This is a genomic window from Streptomyces sp. NPDC007875, from assembly GCF_042868035.1.
GTDB lineage: Bacteria > Actinomycetota > Actinomycetes > Streptomycetales > Streptomycetaceae > Streptomyces > Streptomyces antimycoticus.
In genome coordinates, this window is sequence record NZ_JBIADZ010000015.1 from 59,442 (window position 1) to 75,895 (window position 16,454).

Annotated in this window: 18 protein-coding genes; 4 read left to right on the forward strand and 14 right to left on the reverse strand. The window is 69.6% G+C overall.

Going from position 1 to position 16,454, the window contains the following annotated elements; genetic code table 11:
* Window positions 1-37 precede the first annotated feature (37 nt).
* The 4 genes from ACFYOY_RS28275 to ACFYOY_RS28290 are packed head-to-tail and all read right to left on the reverse strand — an operon-like array spanning window position 38 to window position 4,455.
* Window positions 38-913: an ABC transporter ATP-binding protein gene (locus tag ACFYOY_RS28275; protein ID WP_388590375.1), complete on the reverse strand. Its 876-nt coding sequence runs from the start codon at window positions 911-913 to the stop codon at window positions 38-40.
* 41 nt (window positions 914-954) lie between these two features.
* Window positions 955-2,025, reverse strand: coding sequence for an iron chelate uptake ABC transporter family permease subunit (locus tag ACFYOY_RS28280; protein WP_351890075.1), 1,071 nt, complete (start codon window positions 2,023-2,025; stop codon window positions 955-957).
* Entirely contained in the window at window positions 2,022-3,080 is a 1,059-nt protein-coding gene (locus ACFYOY_RS28285) for an iron ABC transporter permease (protein ID WP_351890080.1), read from the reverse strand. The genes ACFYOY_RS28280 and ACFYOY_RS28285 overlap by 4 nt, the downstream gene beginning before the upstream one ends.
* A gap of 19 nt (window positions 3,081-3,099) precedes the next feature.
* Window positions 3,100-4,455 carry a SidA/IucD/PvdA family monooxygenase gene (locus ACFYOY_RS28290; protein WP_351890086.1) on the reverse strand — a complete coding sequence of 452 codons (1,356 nt, stop codon included), beginning with the start codon at window positions 4,453-4,455 and terminating at the stop codon, window positions 3,100-3,102.
* A 237-nt stretch (window positions 4,456-4,692) separates the two neighbouring features.
* Here ACFYOY_RS28290 and ACFYOY_RS28295 point away from each other — a divergent pair, with 237 nt between their 5' ends.
* Window positions 4,693-5,640 (forward strand): methionyl-tRNA formyltransferase, encoded by a 948-nt coding sequence (locus ACFYOY_RS28295; RefSeq protein WP_351890091.1) that lies wholly within the window; start codon window positions 4,693-4,695, stop codon window positions 5,638-5,640.
* Between the two features lie 97 nt (window positions 5,641-5,737).
* Here the strand turns inward: ACFYOY_RS28295 and ACFYOY_RS28300 are convergent, their stop codons facing one another.
* Together ACFYOY_RS28300 and ACFYOY_RS28305 are read right to left on the reverse strand one after the other, a co-directional pair.
* On the reverse strand, window positions 5,738-6,400 hold the full coding sequence (locus ACFYOY_RS28300; RefSeq protein ID WP_351890096.1) for a TOPRIM nucleotidyl transferase/hydrolase domain-containing protein: 663 nt from the start codon (window positions 6,398-6,400) through the stop codon (window positions 5,738-5,740).
* Window positions 6,401-6,508: 108 nt separating this feature from the next.
* On the reverse strand, window positions 6,509-7,474 hold the full coding sequence (locus ACFYOY_RS28305) for a LacI family DNA-binding transcriptional regulator (RefSeq protein ID WP_388590483.1): 966 nt from the start codon (window positions 7,472-7,474) through the stop codon (window positions 6,509-6,511).
* Here ACFYOY_RS28305 and ACFYOY_RS28310 point away from each other — a divergent pair.
* Window positions 7,385-8,104 (forward strand): sugar phosphate isomerase/epimerase family protein, encoded by a 720-nt coding sequence (locus ACFYOY_RS28310; protein WP_388590485.1) that lies wholly within the window; start codon window positions 7,385-7,387, stop codon window positions 8,102-8,104. The genes ACFYOY_RS28305 and ACFYOY_RS28310 overlap by 90 nt on opposite strands.
* 95 nt (window positions 8,105-8,199) lie before the next feature.
* On the opposite strand, the gene larC is transcribed toward ACFYOY_RS28310, so the two are convergent.
* The 8 genes from larC to ACFYOY_RS28350 all read right to left on the reverse strand — a co-directional run bounded on the left by larC (window position 8,200) and on the right by ACFYOY_RS28350 (window position 14,974).
* Window positions 8,200-9,411, reverse strand: a complete 1,212-nt coding sequence (gene larC / locus ACFYOY_RS28315; protein WP_388590379.1) for a nickel pincer cofactor biosynthesis protein LarC — start codon at window positions 9,409-9,411, stop codon at window positions 8,200-8,202.
* A complete protein-coding gene (larB, locus tag ACFYOY_RS28320) occupies window positions 9,404-10,087 on the reverse strand; it encodes a nickel pincer cofactor biosynthesis protein LarB (RefSeq protein ID WP_388590381.1) in 684 nt (227 codons plus the stop codon). The genes larC and larB overlap by 8 nt, the downstream gene beginning before the upstream one ends.
* Window positions 10,084-10,908: an ATP-dependent sacrificial sulfur transferase LarE gene (larE, locus tag ACFYOY_RS28325; RefSeq protein WP_351890117.1), complete on the reverse strand. Its 825-nt coding sequence runs from the start codon at window positions 10,906-10,908 to the stop codon at window positions 10,084-10,086. Before larE ends, larB begins: the two co-directional genes overlap by 4 nt.
* A gap of 2 nt (window positions 10,909-10,910) precedes the next feature.
* Window positions 10,911-11,192 carry a hypothetical protein gene (locus ACFYOY_RS28330; RefSeq protein ID WP_351890120.1) on the reverse strand — a complete coding sequence of 94 codons (282 nt, stop codon included), beginning with the start codon at window positions 11,190-11,192 and terminating at the stop codon, window positions 10,911-10,913.
* Window positions 11,189-12,613, reverse strand: coding sequence for a lactate racemase domain-containing protein (locus ACFYOY_RS28335; RefSeq protein ID WP_351890126.1), 1,425 nt, complete (start codon window positions 12,611-12,613; stop codon window positions 11,189-11,191). Before ACFYOY_RS28335 ends, ACFYOY_RS28330 begins: the two co-directional genes overlap by 4 nt.
* Before the next feature lie 103 nt (window positions 12,614-12,716).
* The gene (locus ACFYOY_RS28340) at window positions 12,717-13,391 is read right to left on the reverse strand and encodes an MFS transporter (RefSeq protein ID WP_351890131.1); all 675 of its coding nucleotides are present in this window, start codon (window positions 13,389-13,391) and stop codon (window positions 12,717-12,719) included.
* A 536-nt stretch (window positions 13,392-13,927) separates the two neighbouring features.
* A complete protein-coding gene (locus ACFYOY_RS28345; RefSeq protein ID WP_351890136.1) occupies window positions 13,928-14,188 on the reverse strand; it encodes a hypothetical protein in 261 nt (86 codons plus the stop codon).
* Between the two features lie 210 nt (window positions 14,189-14,398).
* Window positions 14,399-14,974 carry a PadR family transcriptional regulator gene (locus ACFYOY_RS28350; protein ID WP_351890143.1) on the reverse strand — a complete coding sequence of 192 codons (576 nt, stop codon included), beginning with the start codon at window positions 14,972-14,974 and terminating at the stop codon, window positions 14,399-14,401.
* 262 nt (window positions 14,975-15,236) lie between these two features.
* Here ACFYOY_RS28350 and ACFYOY_RS28355 point away from each other — a divergent pair, with 262 nt between their 5' ends.
* Both ACFYOY_RS28355 and ACFYOY_RS28360 read left to right on the forward strand, forming a co-directional pair.
* Window positions 15,237-15,584, forward strand: a complete 348-nt coding sequence (locus ACFYOY_RS28355) for a nuclear transport factor 2 family protein (RefSeq protein WP_351890148.1) — start codon at window positions 15,237-15,239, stop codon at window positions 15,582-15,584.
* Between the two features lie 321 nt (window positions 15,585-15,905).
* Window positions 15,906-16,451: a hypothetical protein gene (locus ACFYOY_RS28360; RefSeq protein ID WP_351890154.1), complete on the forward strand. Its 546-nt coding sequence runs from the start codon at window positions 15,906-15,908 to the stop codon at window positions 16,449-16,451.
* Window positions 16,452-16,454: the final 3 nt, after the last annotated feature.

Here is a 16,454-nt window from a genome sequence, read left to right on the forward strand (position 1 = left end):
ACTAAGGGCAGCCAAACCTTATCCCGATGAAGTGAGGCTAGCCTAGCCTTACTTTTGCATTCCCTTGCGGGACCTGATCGAGCTGGACGTGGGTGCGGCCGATCGGCACGATGAGCGGCCGGTCACCCACCGGGTCGTCAATCACCATGGCGCGCAACCCGAATGCCTCGTCCAGCAACTCGGCGGTGATCACATCACGCGGATGCCCCTGCGCCAGGATCGAACCCGCCCGCATCACGATGAGGTTGTCGCTGTATCGCGTGGCCAGATTGAGGTCGTGCAGCACCATCACCACGGTGCGGCCCGACTCGTGCAGGTCGTCCACGAGGTCGAGCACATCGATCGCGTGCGCCAGGTCCAGATAGGTGGTCGGCTCGTCGAGGAGCAGCAGATCGGTGCCCTGGGCCAGGGTCATCGAGATCCAGACGCGCTGACGCTGCCCGCCGGACAGCGAGTCGACCGGGCGGTCGGCCAGATCCGACACCCCGGTCATGGCCAGCGCGCGCTCCACGACACCGGCGTCGTCCGAGGACCACTGCCGCAGCCAACTCTGGTGCGGATGCCGCCCCTTGGCCACCAGGTCGGCCACCGTCAGCCCCTCCGGCGCCACCGGCGCCTGCGGCAGCAGGCCCAGCTTCTTGGCCACGTCCCTGGTCCTGAGCCCCGCGATGTCCTCGCCATCCAGCACCACGGCCCCCTTGGCCGGCTTGAGCAGCCGCGTCAGGGTGCGCAACAGGGTCGACTTGCCACAGCCGTTGGGACCGATGATCGTGGTGATCACGCCCGGCGGGATCGTCACATCCAGCTCCTCGATGACGGCCCGGCCGCCGTACCCGACCGAGACACCTTCGGCCGCCAGCCGTGGGATGCCACGGGCCCCGGACTCGATCTCGGTGGTGCGCTCGGCGCTCACAAGTCCCCCTGTGTTGAGGTCTGCCTGAACTTTGTTGCCATCTATCTGAGATTCGCCCGCACCAGCAGATAGACGAGGAAGGGGCCCCCGATCGCGGCGGTGACCACGCCGACCGGGAGCGTGATCGGCAGCGCCGTGCGCGCGACCAGGTCCGCACCGATCAGCAGCAACGCTCCCACCATGCCGGAGGCCACCATCGGCGGTGTAGGGCACCTCGCCAGACGCATCGCCACCTGTGGCGCCACCAGTGCGGCGAACGGGACCGGACCCGCCGCGCTCACCCCCACAGCGGCCAGCAGGACCGCGCACAGCAGCAGGACCGCCCGCACCATCGCGTACCGGACGCCCAGGCCCGCGGCAACCTCGTCGCCCAAGTGCATCGGCTTGAACTGGAACGCGACACAGAACACGACGACCAGGAGGACGAGCGTGCACCACAGCGCCACCCGGACCTCGCTCCACGAGCGGTTGTCCAGCGAGCCGACCAGCCACGCCTGGGCCCGGGCCACGTCCTTGATATCGGCCGTGACCAGCAGCCATGTCGTGATCGCCTCCATCATGGCGCTCACCGAGATGCCGATGAGGATGAGCCGGAAGCCGTCGATGCCGCGCCGCCACGCCAGGAAGTACACCAGCAGCCCCGTGCCCAGACCGCCCGCGAGCGCCGCCGCGGACAGGCCCACGGCGCTCACGACCGCCGCGGCGGTCCCGCCCGACACCGTCACCAGGAACACCGAGACCGCCCCGGCGCCCCCGGTGATCCCCAGAATGTCCGGGCTGGCCAGCGGATTACGGGCGATGGACTGCGTCAGCGCACCGGACACCCCCAGCGCGATCCCCACGATGAGCCCGGCCAGGGCGCGCGGCATCCGCAAGTCCATGATCACGAACTCGTCGACCCGCTCACCCCCGCCGAAGATCGTGGCGATCACCCGGGACAGGCCGATGGGGAAGTCACCGACGCCGATGGACAGGCAGAACACCAGGAAGGTGGCCGCCGCCAGCAGCAGTGTGACGCAGACGAGCCAGGGCCGCCATACGAACGACACCTGGCCGAGCCGCACGCCCGGCGCCACCGGCGCCACCGATCGCCTCACATCTGTCCCGTTCATGCGCTCTTGAACTTTCCGAGCCATACCAGGGCCGCGAAGAACGGGGCGCCCAGGAGAGCCACGACCACGCCCGCGTCCAACTCGCCCGGCCGCACCACCAGGCGCCCCACGATGTCGCAGAGCAGGAGGACGACGGCGCCGAGCAGACCCGCGTACGGCACCAGCCAGCGGTAGTCCGCCCCGGTCAGATACCGGGCCACATGGGCCACCATGAGCCCGAGAAACGCGATGGGGCCGCACGCCGCCGTCGCCGCGCCCGCCAGCAGGGTGATGGCGGCGATGCCGATCGTCCTGCTCAGCGCGATGTTCACACCCAGCCCCCGGGCCACATCGTCACCCAGGTTGAGCAGGTTGAGGGCGGGCAGCGTGGTCAGCGCCAACACCAGCCCGACCGCGATGAACAGGGACACCGGCCAGATGACGTCGGATCCGACACCGGCCACGGAGCCCGCGTTCCAGAACCGCAGCGCGTTCAGCGACGCCTGGTCCGAGAGCGCGACCGCCGTGGTCATCGCCGCCAGGAACACCGTGATCCCCTGCCCGGCCAGTGCGAGCGTCAGCGGATTGCCGGCCCCTCGGCCGATGCTCGCCAGCCCGAACACCACGACACCGGCGACCGCCGCCCCCAGGAAGGCGAACCAGACGTACTGGAACGGGTCGGCGAACCCGAACACGGCGATCACCGACACCACGGCGAACGAGGCCCCGGAGTTCACCCCCAGCAAGCCCGTGTCGGCGATCGGATTGCGCGTGTACCCCTGGATCAACGCCCCGCCGACCCCCAGACCGATGCCCGCCACGATCGCGAGCACCGTCCGGGGCATCCGCACGGTCCGCACGATGAGCCTGATCTCGGTGAGCCGCTGGTCGGAGTCCGGCGCCGCGAACAATCCATGCCACACCTCGGCGGGGCTCAGCGCGCGCGCACCGACGGCCAGCGACACCGCCGCCGCGATCACGAGGACCGCCACCAGCGTGCCCAGACCCACAACCCGCCGCCGACGGGCCTTTGTTGTGCCCCTGGCCAAGGGGCGCTCCATCGCAGTCGTGCCCATGTCTCAGTACGTCATCCCCCTAGCGAGCGGTGCTGCCGACTCCGTCGGCGACCGGCCGGGCCCCGTCGGAAGCGAACGGGACGCCCCGGTCGATGAGCGAGTCCAGGATCTCGCCGACCCGGGTCGCGGTGTTGGACAGCAGGGAGGAGGTGATGCCGTGCGTATGCTCCGTACCGCCCTGCAGATAGATGCCGCAGCGCAGCCCGGGATCCGTCGCGACGCGGTAGTCACGCTCGACGCGGATGCGCCCCTCGCCGTCGCGGAGGCAGCGGTCGGCGACGTCGCCGAGGAGGCCGAGGGGGTCGGCCGGGCTGTAGCCGGTGGCGAAGACCACCACATCCGCGTCCAGGAGCGTCTCCTCGCCGGTGACGAGGGACATCACGGTGGCACGGACCTGCGTCGCCGTCTCCTTGACGTCGGCGAGCCGGGACACGTTGAGGAAGCGCAGCCGCTCCACGCCGAGGACCTTCTCCTGGTACATCTGCCGGTAGAGGTCGTCGATCAGGTCGATGTCCACCACGGAGTAGTTGGTGTTCCCGTGGTAGTCCATCAGCCGGCGCTTGACGTCCTCGGGCGCGGCGAAGTACTCGTCGACCGCCTCGGGGTCGAAGATCCGGTTGGCGAAACCGCTGTCGTCCGCGGGGCTGTAGCCGTAGCGGGAGAAGACCGCGCAGACCTCGGCCTCCGGGAAGCGACGGTGCAGGTAGGCGACATTCTCGGCGGCGCTCTGCCCGGCACCCACGACGATGAACCGGGAGGGCGAGGTGCCCTCCAGGCCGTCGGCCTTCGCCAGCAGTTCAGAGGTGTGCCAGACGCGGTCACCGCGTTCCACGCCCTCGGGCATGAGGGGACGCAGCCCGGTGCCGATGACGAGGTTGCGGGCGCGGTGGACCGCGAGCCCCTCCCCCGACCGGACCGTCACATCCAGGCACTCCACGGCTCCGTCACGGACGACAGGCACGACGCCGACGACCTCATGGCCGTAGGAGACCAGGTCCCCGACCTTGGCCGCGGCCCACTCGAAGTAGTCGTGGAACTCGACCCGCAGCGGGAAGAGGTTCTTGTGGTTGATGAAGTCGATCAGCCGCCCCTTGCTCTTCAGATAGCAGAGGAAGCTGAACTCACTGGCCGGGTTCCGCAGCGTCACCAGGTCTTTGAGGAAGGACACCTGCATGGTCGCGTCGTCGATCAGCATGCCTCGGTGCCAGCCGAAGCGCGGCTGCTGCTCGAAGAAGTGAGCGCTGATCTCCTCTCCCCCGGCGGCGCGTGCGTTGTGCTCGCTGAGTGCGATCGCCATGGCCACATTGGACGGCCCGAAACCGATGCCAATGAGGTCGTGGACCACTGATGCGTCACCAGGAAGAACCCGTGACATGTCACTCCCATCGTGCGGGGCAATCGCCGGTCAGGCGTGGGGAAGTCGCGGTGGGCACGCCGATGAAGCGGCACGCCCACTGAAACTTAGGTGAGCCTAAGCTAAACCCGCGAGCCTGTCGATAGGGCGGTGAGGCGATCACACCTGCCAACTACGGCACCACATACGCCCGTTGCGGACTAAGGTAAGCCTTGCTTTACTTGCCTCCGGTCATCCCCTGCTTCAAGGAGGAACCCCATGCGGGTCGTCATGTTCGGTTACCAGACCTGGGGGCACCGCACCCTGCAAGCCCTCCTGGACTCCGAGCACGACGTGGTACTCGTCGTTACGCATCCCAAGAGCGAGCACGCGTACGAGAAGATCTGGAGCGACTCCGTCGCCGACCTCGCCGAAGAGCACGGCGTCCCGGTGCTGATCCGCAACCGCCCTGACGACGACGAGTTGTTCGTGCGCCTCACGGAGGCCGACCCGGACATCATCGTGGCGAACAACTGGCGGACATGGATCCCCCCGCGCATCTTCGGCCTGCCCCGCCACGGCACGCTGAATGTCCACGATGCGCTGCTGCCGAAGTACGCCGGCTTCTCCCCGCTGATCTGGGCGCTGATCAACGGCGAGTCCGAAGTGGGCGTCACCGCGCACATGATGAACGACGAACTCGACGCGGGCGACATCGTCCGGCAGGAGGCGGTTCCGGTCGGGCCGACCGACACCGCCACCGACCTCTTTCACAAGACCGTCGAGCTCATCGCCCCGGTCACCATCGGAGCGCTCGACCTCATCGCCTCCGGGCAGACGGAGTTCACCAAGCAGGACCGGTCCCAGGCGAGCTTCTTCCACAAGCGGTCCATCGAGGACATCCGCATCGACTGGACCTGGCCGGCGGAGGACCTCGAACGCCTGGTCCGCGCCCAGTCCGAGCCGTACCCCAGCACCTACGCCTTCCATAAGGGCAAGCGCCTCGAAATCCTGGCCGCGGTGGTGTCCCAGGGCCGGTACGGCGGCACTCCGGGCCGCATCTTCTACCGCGAGGGCGACGGCGTGGTGATCGTCGCCGGGGCCGACGCCCGCACTGGCCGCAATCACGGCCTGGCCATCACACGCGTACGGACCGAGGACGGCCACGAGATGGCCGCCACCGAGTACTTCACCTCCATGGGCGGCTACTTGACCAGCCGCCCCTGACGCGGCAACCCGCCGCCGCAACTCCCGTGCTGCGAGAGGACGTTGCCACCACGCGGGCCGGAGGTCCGTGCGGTGGCGAACGTCGTCGGCCCGGCGGTCAGAGGCTGGTGAGCAGATCGTCGAGTGGGGCGGGTATGCGGTCGGGGTCGAGGGCCTCGACGAGGACGCGGCCGTAGTGGATCTTGCGCCCCTTCTTCGTGCCGAGGAAGCGCCGCAACTGCTGCTGTGAGGTGCGGCCCCGCTGTGCGGGCTGGCGCAGGAAGGTCTGCAAGGCGCGCAGGTCGCCCTCCGCCCGGACGAGCTCCTCCACCCGGTTCACACCCAGCGCGCGGATGAGCTCGTCCTCCAGATCCGCGGCGCAGACGAAGATCCGCTGCTGTGTCGCATTGGGCTGTGCTGCACTGGGCTGCGCCGCGTTGGGCTGTGCGGCACCGGCCTGCTCCAAGCCGCGGGCGTAGTAGCCACGCTCTGCCTCGTCGCACAGTCCTGCGAGGCGAAGGCCCAGGCCGGATGGCCCGAGGAGGCGGGCGAAGCGCCCGACACTCATCGCACCACCCATCGACAGGAGGCAGACCCCTTCGGCCGCCAGGTTCCGGCCGCGACTCGTGGCCAGCGCGCTGACCGCTGCGACATCACTCGGCCCTTCGAGCAGGACGACCGCCCGGACGGGCAGCCGCGCGGCCAGCCCGCGCGCGCGGTCGCCGGGTCCACCGGCCGCCCACGCGATGACCGCTTCCCGGAACGCCCCCATGTCAGCCATGAGAGGAGTCTCCGCCCTTCCCGGCCACCACGGTAGGGAATTTCCGCCGGCGCGTCGCTCGCCGGTGAGCGGTCGGGCCCGACGGTGCGAACGAATAGAGCCGCCCGCTCAGGCCGGACCGGCTGTGGAGCCGCGTACGACGAGACGGGGCGGGAGAACGACCTCGCGGGGTTCGGTACGGCCCTGGTCGAGGCGTTCGACGGCCGCGGCCACCGACTGCCGTGCCTGCTCCCGCGCGTTCTGGCTGACGGTGGTCAGATCGAAGCAACTGAGCCGGGAGAGGGTGTCGTCGTCGTAACCGGCCACCGACACCTCGCCCGGGACGGCGATGTCGGCGCGGGAGAGGGCGGCCAGAACACCGATGGCGCACTGGTCGTTGAAAGCCACGACCGCGGTGGGCAGCTCGCCGCTGTCCAGGAGGTGGCGAGCGGCGCGCTCACCGGCCGCTTCGGTCTTGTCGCCGTGCAGGATCCGGATGTGCGCGCCGAGGCCGTGGCGGCGCATGGCCGTACGGTAGCCGCGGCGCCGGTCGGTGGCGATGACGCCCTTGCCCCCGTCCACGTAGACGATCTCGCGGTGGCCGAGGCCGGCCAGATGGTCGATGGTCTGGCTCACGCCGTCGTCGTCGGCGGTGCGGACGACGTCCAGCTCGGCGTCGGCGATCCGGCGGCCGACGGCGATCACGGGGGCCTTGCGGTCGAGGGCGGCGAGCGTGTCGGCGGGGGCGGTCGGGCCGAGCAGGATCAGGGCCTCGCTGCGAAAGGCCAGCAGGGTCTCGACGGCGGTGTGCTCGTCGCGGGTGCGGGTCTGAGTGCTGAGGACGAGGTCGTAACCCACCTCCTCGGCAGCCGTGTGCAGGTGCTCGACCAGTTCGGCGTGGAACGGGCTGTGGATGTCGACCATCACGCCGAGCAGCCGGGTGCGCCTGCTGGCCAGCAGGCGTTCTTCGGCCACCCGCGCGCCGACGACGCCACGGTCGCCAAGCTGCGCAAACGCGCCGCCGGCGCCGGGGTGGGCATCGCCTCGGTGCTGCCGGTGCTGCGCTGGTCCGGCCCCGGGGAGGAGGAGCGGCAGGCCGCGGTCCGGGCCTGGAAGCGGGCCATCCAGATGACCGTCGATCTGGGCGTCGGCACGATGAACTCCGAGTTCAACGGCCGCCCCGAGGCGGCGGAGTTGGCCGAGAGCCAGTTCCTGCGCTCGATGGACGAGCTGATCCCGGTCTTCGAGCGCGAGGGCCTGAAGCTGGTGCTCGAACCGCAACCCGACGACTTCATCGAGGACGGCCACGCCGCGGTGAACCTGGTGCGCGGGCTCAACCGGGACTGGATCTCGTTCCTCTACTGCACCCCGCACACCTTCCACCAGGGCAACGACGCCACCGGCATCATCACCCACGCCGGCGAGAAGGTCACCCATGTGCATCTGGCCGACACGCTCGACCACACCGCCTCGAACGGGCTGCGCTACATCGTCAACCCGCCCGGGTCGCCCGCGCGGGTGCATCAGCACGCCGAAATCGGCCGTGGCGAGGTCGACTTCGACGAGGTGTTCGCCGCGCTCGCCCCGGTCGGCTTCGATGGCGTGGTGTCCTCGTGTGTGTTCGGCTGGGAGGAGCAGGCCGCCGAGATCAGCGTCCGCCAGCGGGAGAAGGCCACCGCCCTGATCGAGAGGTACTTCGGCGCCGGCACACTCGGCGGCAGCTGACCCCGGGACCCGCCGTCGGCGGCGAAGCCGCACGCGGGGCTGCCAGGGAGGGGTCGGCTTCGCAGGCGGCGACGGTCCCCCTCCCCGGACCGGTTTCACGGGTCCTGGCGCTGGAACTCGGTCATCAGCTGATCCACCACCACCCGCAGCGGCAGATCCAGGGCTTCGGCCGCGGATTCCACATCGGAAAGCTCCGGTTTGACCGTACGGCTCCCGTCTCCGACCTCGGACACCTTGACGCTGATGCGCTGCCGTCGCCCCTCCGGTCCGACGGCCACGGTCACCGACCGGCGGGGGAGGGTGGCCCGTTGCCAGGACGACCAGCGCACCCCCACCGTGGTGGTGTGGCGGAATACCGTGTCCACGATCGCCCCCCGCAGGCTCTCGTCGCACAGGGCGGTGAGGACCTGTCCGTGCCGGCCGTGCCGGGCGGTGATCGGGCTCGTCCAGCAGTCCCAGGCGCCGGCGGCCCGGACCGCGGCGAGCACCGACGGCCACAGCTGCGGATCCAGGTCGTCGATCGTGGCTTCGACCACCAGCACATCGCCGGAGGGCCGGCGTACGGTCTCCTGGGCGGTGCCCAGGACGACCCGGGTGATGTTGGGGCGGTCCGCGGGGTCCCGGGAACCGCCGCCGATGCCGACGCTCCGGACCGTCATGGCGGGAAACGCCCCGGGCCGGGCGAGCGCCGCGACCAGGGCCGCCCCGGTGGGGGTGGTGCGTTCCCCCTCCAGGTCTCCCTCGGTCAACGGCAGGCCCGCTCGCGCGGCGATGCCCAACACGGCCGGGGTGGGCACCGGCAGCCGGCCGTGCTCGGCGCGCACGGTGCCACTTCCGGACGCCAGTGGCGAGGTGGTCACCACGGGGCTTTTGGTGAGCAGCCCGAGGTCGTCCAGCGCCGCCGCGCAGCCCACGACGTCGGCCAGCGCGTCCAGCGCCCCCACCTCGTGGAAGTGCACCGCGGTGGGGGCGGTTCCGTGCACGCCGCCTTCGGCGTGAGCGAGCACGTCGAACACCCGCCGGGCGTAGCTCTTCGCGTCCGGGCCCAGCTCCGCCGCCTCGACCAGTGCCAGGACGTCGTCCAGGTGCCGGTGCACCGGAGGTCCCGCGGGAACGCGGACCTGGGCGCGCAGACACCGGAATCCGCCGCGTCGGTCGGGTTCCGCGCGCACGGCGACGCCGAGACCGAGCGACGCCACCGCGGCGGCGACCCGGTCGTGGTCCGCGCCCGCGTCGAGGAGGGCGGCCATCAGCATGTCGCCGGCCAACCCGGACGTGGCGTCGATCCAGCACGCTCGCTCAGCCACGGCACGCCACTTTGAGGATCTTCGCCACATGCACGGCAGCGCCGAATCCATTGTCGATGTTGACCACGGCCAGCCCAGGGCTGCAGGACGACAGCATGGTCGCGGCGGCGGCGACGCCCCCGGCGGCCACGCCGTAACCGACACTGGTCGGCACACCGACGACCGGGGCCGCGACAAGCCCGGCGACCACGCTCGGCAGGGCTCCGTCCATTCCCGCCACGACGACGAGACAGTCCGCGGCGCGCACGTCGTCCAGCTTCGCCAGCAGCCGGTGGAGTCCGGCCACTCCGATGTCGGCCACCACCTCGGCGCCCACGCCCAGTGCCGTCAGCGTGACCAGGCATTCGCGGGCCACCGGCAGGTCGGTCGTGCCCGCGGTCAGGACCATGGCTTGCCCCGACGGTGGTGGCGGCTCCCCGACGGTGACCGTCGCGGCCGTCCGGTCGACGCTCACCACCTCGCCGGGAAACGCCTCGGCCGCGGCGTCGAGAACCGCTTCCGGGCAGCGGGTCGCCAGAGCCGGGCCGGTGCGGTCATGGGCCCGCAGCTCGGTCAGGAGCCGCAGCGTCTGCTCGGGCGGCTTGCCCGTACCGAAGACCACCTCCGGGATGCCCGTCCGCGTCCTGCGGTCCACATCGAGCCGGGCGTATCCGTCGACTCCGACCGTCTCGCTCACCGGCTTCCCTCCACGGGAGTGATCGGCAGGTTCAACGAGCCGGAGCGGAAGGGCTGTTCGTCGATTTCCACCTGGTCGTAGCCGGCGGCCCGCACGGCCGCCACCACCGCGGCGCGCTCCCCGGGATCGCCCACCCGGACGAGCTCCTCGGCGGCCAGCTGCACCTTGCCGAGGCGCCCGTAGTGCCGCACCCGGAGAACCCGGTAGCCGAGCCGCTTGAGCGCCAGCTCCGCCCGGTCGACCTGGGTGAGCACGGGAACGCTGACGGCCGTGCCGTAGGGAAGGCGGGAGGCCAGGCATGGGGAGGCCGGTTTCTCGGCGGTGGGCACGGCCAGGTCGCGGGCCAGCGCCCGGACGGCTTCCTTGCCGAGACCGGCCTCCAGCAGGGGATGCCGTACACCGTGCTCGGCCGCGGCGCGCAGCCCCGGGCGCCAGTCGCCGACGTCGTCGGCGTTCGCGCCCGACAGCACCGCGGCGTAGCCACGCCGCGCGGCGAGTTCATCCAGCCGGTCGTAGAGTTCGGACTTGCAGTGGTAGCAGCGGAAACGGTCGTTGCGGCGGTAACCCTCGCGGGCCAACTCGGCGGTGTCGACGACTTCGTGGGCGATACCGACCGAGGCGGCCACCGCGCGCGCCTCCTCGAGCTCGCCGGTGGCCAGCGCGGACGACACGGCCGTCACGGCCAGCGCCCGTGGCCCCAGCGCTCGCGCCGCCACCGCCGCGACCAGCGACGAGTCGACGCCGCCGGAGAAGGCCACGACGGCGCTGCCGACGGCGCCGATGCGCGCTGTCAGGGCCTCCAGCGGGGTGGTGGTGTGCACGGTCAGCCCTCCTTGGGTTTCTTCGCCTTCGCGGCGGCTATCAACTCATCCGACGGCCACCCGTCGTCGAGCGCCTGGCATACCCGCAGAAACGCCCCCGGGTCACGGCCGTGCCGACGGGCGGCCAGGGTGATCGGCTCCCGCGGAGCTCCACCGCAGTAGACACAGCCCACTCCGATCGCGGACAGCAACCGCGTCGCGGAGCCGTCAGGATGCCGCCTGATCAGTTCCGTGATGGTGGTGGAACCCCGGACCGGTGGCCGGGGTGGCCCGTCCGCACTCACCGCAGCGCCTCTTGCGGGAAACGCAGCGGCTGGGCGTCCAGGCGGACCAGCTCGCGGGGCAACTGGTACCGGGCGAAGGGCAGGATGGCCACCTTGGCGTCGGGGCCATGGCGCTCCATCGCCGCGGCGAACGCCACCTCCAGCGAGGTGGTGGCGTCGATGCCGATGTCGGCCGCCATGGCGAGGTTCTCCTCGAGGGTGACCAGGGTCAGGTGCTTGCGCACCATGACCTCGTAGATCGGGGCCCAGATGCAGCCGGCCCACATCTGGATCTCACGGGCATGGATGTCCTTGAGCAGCCGGTGGTATCCGGCCTCGGAAGGCGGCATGTAAGGCTTCATCAGATCCATCAGGGCCAGCCCGGGGAAGAAACCCGTCTCGGTCCGCACACCGGGCGAGGGACTGGTGTAGATGACGGTGCCGCCGTCGCGCACCACATGGTCGGCGGACATGCAGCCCCAGCCGGTGTGGAAGAACAGATGGTCGGTGGGCGCGAACACCCCGCAGATGACGATGTCGGCCGGGCCGCTTTCGGCGACCGGGCTGTCAAAGGCGTAGATCTCGTTGAACCGCTCGATGGTCCTGCGGTGCGACACCGGATGTGCCCCGAAGTTCATCTCGATCACCTTGCCGCGGGTGTCGAGCAGGACGTCCAGGGTCGCGGTGAGCCCGGCCATCGTGGCGATCTCGTCGATGTCCGAGCGCATCGGCCCGGCCAGCGCCCCGTAGTGCGTCTGGGGCGACATCACGAAGTTGCCGTGATTGGCCTCGATGGTGATGTCGGCGCACACCCCCGGCATGACCAGCTTGCCGCCTCCGCCGTAGCCCCAGTGGTTGGCCTGTGCCTGTCCGATCGCGATCACCACGTCGTGGCTGGTCACGGACTCATGCACCCATGCGGGTGTGCCCCGCGAGGTGACGCCGAGGTGGGTGTAGACGTCGTAGTTGAGGGGGTCGTTCTGGAGCAGCGGGATGCCCAGCCGGGCCATGCGCGCGAGGTTGTCCCGGCCGACCTTCTGCTCGATGTCGCGCTGCGACATCGAAATGACCTTGCCGTTGCCGGTGATGACGGTGGCCTTGGTCGTGCCCGCCCGTTCGATCTCGTCGAGTACCGCCGGAAGGATCTTCGAGGCAGGTGTGGGCCGGAACTGGTTGTCGATGATGACCGTGATGCTCCGGCCGCCCTCGAGCAACTGCGCGAGACTCGGCCCCGCCACCGGGTTGGCCAGTGCGCGCCGCGCCTCGTCGGTGGTGTTCGGCACCGCGGGGGGTTCGTCGGGGTAGATCGCCGCGAGCAGGTTGCGCTCGGGGATGTCGAGTTCGAGTTCTTCGCGGCGGACGTTGCTTTCGTCGTCCATGACGCCGATGGTCAGCGGGTCCAGCGACTCATAGGGGATGCGTGCGTGGAATGTGCCGGTCATCGTCGACCCTCTCCCGACAGTGGGCCCCGCATCGCGGCAACGATGCTCAACGGACCGTATGCTTCGTACTATCTGTTCAAGATTTTGGACACTAGACGAGATTTCAGACCCTGTCAACGGTCGTCACGTCATCACGGTTTCCGACCCGCTCCTGCCGTCGGCCGAAGGACACCGAGCCCCGGGTCTCCGGGACGGCGATGAGCGCGACGACGAACACCAGGCTCGATCCGGCCAGGAAGAACACCAGCCGCGAAGGAACATGGGCGAGATCAGGACTGAGCAGGGTGACGAACGTCGGCGTGAGACCGCCGAGCATGAAGCCCATGTTCCAGCTGACCGCCGTGCCCCTGGCCCGCGGCTCCGTCGGATACCGCTCGTTCAGGAAGATCATCAGTGGCGCATAGGCCGCGTTGGACAGCATCACCATGATCACGCACAGCACGGTCACCGTGGCACCTCGCTCGCCTCCGGCTCCCGTGATGGCCCACACCACGGTCGGCAGGGCGACGAGGTTGCACAACCCGGATCCCAGCATGGTCCTACGGCGGCCGAGCCGCTCGCTCAGCTCCCCCGCACCGATCGCCGCGATCACCACAGCCAGGCTGCAGACCAGCAGGATCATCCCGCGCAGGCTCTCGCCGACGGGCACGATCTCACTGAGCAGGGTGGGCAGGAAGCCCGATGTCAGGTAGTACTGCGCCCCGCCACCAGCCGCGACGGCGATGTTCAGCGCAAGGACCTTCTTGCCCGTGCCGCGGAGGAGTGCACGGAACGGCACCGGCTCGGGGGCCCGGCCGGCCTCGCCCCCGTCCCAGGCCGGTGATTCGTCGACCTTCCTGGAGACGAATCAGGAAAAGGACGGGAGCGAGCACGCCGACCACGGCATAAGTCGGCACGAGTCCCATGGCCGCCGTGGTCAGGCCCACACCGCCCATCACCACCACCATGGCCTTCTTGCGGCCCCTGCGGTCGGCCACCTCACCGAAGACCGCGGCGCCGACCGGACGCATGATCACCGTGACGGCGAACGAGCCGAACACCGCGGCGATACCGAGGGTCGGATTCGAAGTCGGAAAGATACTCTTGCTGACCGGCCCTGCGACGTAAAGCAGCAGAAACAGATCGAACAGGTCGAACGACCGTCCTGCGACCGACGCGAATATCGCGGCTCTGGGCGACTTGGAGTGCTCCTGGGTGGCGGGAGTCAAGGTGCTCTCCTCGATGTCGGGGTGTGATACGGGTGGGCCCCGTGGTTTCGGCGGGAATCCGGGGGCGTCGCGGTCGGCGACGAGGGGTGGCACTAACACCTGGGTCCTAACGCTCCTTCTCGCGGCCGCCGCGCCGACGCCTTCCGCCCTTGCGCAGCAGCCGCTTGACGCGGTCGAGCAGGGGGGCGAACACCAGGCTCAAGGCGCTGGGGGCCTTCACCGGGCCGGACGGGGCCTGCCCGGATGCCGCCGCTTCGGTGACGGCGTCGGCGAACTGCTCGAACATCCGGCGGCTGACGTCACCGGCGAGAGCGCGCCCGAACTGGGCGATGCGGCCGGTGAGATAGACCTTGGCGTCGGCATGCATGGCGGTGCCAGTCTCGTGGCCTCGGATACTCGCTCCGGAAGCGGCGGGCACGGCACATCGGGGCCTGGGTGACGGCGTCGCGCGTCGCACGCACGAGTGACGCAAGCGCCCAGCGTGTAGTGGCCTGCGGCCGGAGGTCAAGGAATGATGCGGCGTACGGAGGCCGCGAAGCCCGGCGAGAGTGGTTGGCGCGTCAGCGCGGGATGGCCCCTAGCGGGCCATCGGCCGCCCTTTCACGGACGAGAACTCACCGCGCTCGACGCGCGCCTGGACACCGCGCCAGAAGTCGCGCGCGGCGTATTCCATGCCGAGGCCGAGCTCGAGGGTGACCATACGGCTGGAAACCTCTTCGATCCCGCCGTAACGGCGCCGCATCTCCTCGTACTCCGCGATGCGCCGCTCGTGCTGCTCGATCTGGTCCCGGGCGAGGCGCGCCACGTCGTCCGGCTCCGCCAACTCGTTGAAGAACAGCTTGATCTCCGCGATGTCGCGCAGCTCGAAGTGCTCCTTGACCGGTTCGGCCAGCCAGCCCCGCAGCGCGTCGTCGCCCGCCTCGGTGATCGTGTAGATCTTGCGCCGCCGCCCGGTGTCCTCCTCATGCACATCCAGGAGCCCTGCCCCCTGAAGCCTCTTGGGCTCCGCATACAGCTGAGCGTGCGGGAAGTTCCAGAAGTAGCCCACAGACCGGCCGATCGCACGCTTGAGGTCGTAGGGGGTGGACGGGCCACGCATCGCGATCATCCCGAGAACCACGTACGACGTCGTCGAGAGCCGGAGTGTTGACATGGTCTGAATCGTACCGTGCACCCCCCGCGACCCCTCCGAGAGGAGGCGAAGCCCGGAGCCCCCCGGGGCGCGCGCGGCCCGGGAAGAGCGCGAGGAGAAGCCGTGACCGGCGTCCGGGCGCCAGACATCAGAACCGCAATAGACGGCGCTTGCAATGAACGGCGTATGCAATTATTTTCTCGGAGTCACGCCCAGTGGGCGGCGCTCTTTCCCGCCGATCGGGAGAGCGCATCACATACCCGAGAACGGACTGGTTGCAGCGATGACCCGGACGCCCGAACAGATCTTCCACGACCACGGCCAAGCGCTCGGCTCAGGAGACTTGGACAAGATCAGCGCCAACTACGCGCAAGACGCGGTCTTCGTCACTCCTTCCGGCGTGCTGCGGGGACGCGACGGAGTGAAGCAGGGCATCGGTACCTTGCTCGGCGATCTCCCGGACGCCGCATGGGACTTGAAGCCTCAGTTCGCGGATGACGTGCTCTTTCTCGAATGGTCGGCCGCCACCGCCCATGCGCGGGTGGAGGACGGAGTCGACACCTTCGTCTTCCGTGACGGCCTCATCCAGGCCCAGACCGTGCGTTACACCCTGGTCACCGAAGACGGCTGAGCTACGGGGCGGGGGCGGCGCGGCGCGCGGTTCCGCGCCGCGATGGATGCGATGAGTGGCGAGGTGAGCGGCTCCGTCGTGCAGCCGGTAGCGGTGTGACACGTGGCCGCCCCCGGGGCCGGCCAGGGCCCGGTACCCGAGGGCGGGATGAAGGCACGGATGCCGTTTGAGACTTCAAGAATACCGGGATACAGTACGACGGCTCCGCTCCCCCACCGCATTCGACATCCACACCAAGAGGTGGTTGACATGCGCGCGACGCATTTAGGTGAAGGTTGTACGGTCCTGATAGAGGATCAGGCGCTCGATGAATTCCTCGAGGTGGCTGTCGGTGAATACCAACGCATCACCTCCGAAACACCACTGCCGTGCTTCGCTCTCCTCATAGGTTCGGCGGACCATGCGACATTCACGGTCGAGCGCGTCGCGTTCGGCCGCAATGCCCGTACCACCGACCCGGCCGCGCGCCGCGAGTTCACCGAGTCGATCGTGCCGCTCTTCGGCCCGGCGTACGAGAACGAGACACGTGGCTGGTGGATCGACTCCCACGACCTGCTGAGGGCCTCGCGCGAGGCCGAGGACGACGGTCTGGACATCCTGGGATCCGTGCACATGCACCCCGACTGGCATCGCATAGGCCCGCCGGAGGAGCGGAAACTCATCCTCAGCGAGCGTCCGACCCCGATGGATCAGCACGTCTTCGGCAACACCGGCTGGCCCGTCAACCTCATCTGCTACCTGGAACGTCGCGGCGACGTCATGTACCACGCCCTCGCCGCCTGGGCGCCGCCCTCATCCGAGAACCCTCACCAGCCGTGCGCTGAACTGCCGCTGCGGATACGGACCAACGCCGTGGTGGGGGTGTGAGGC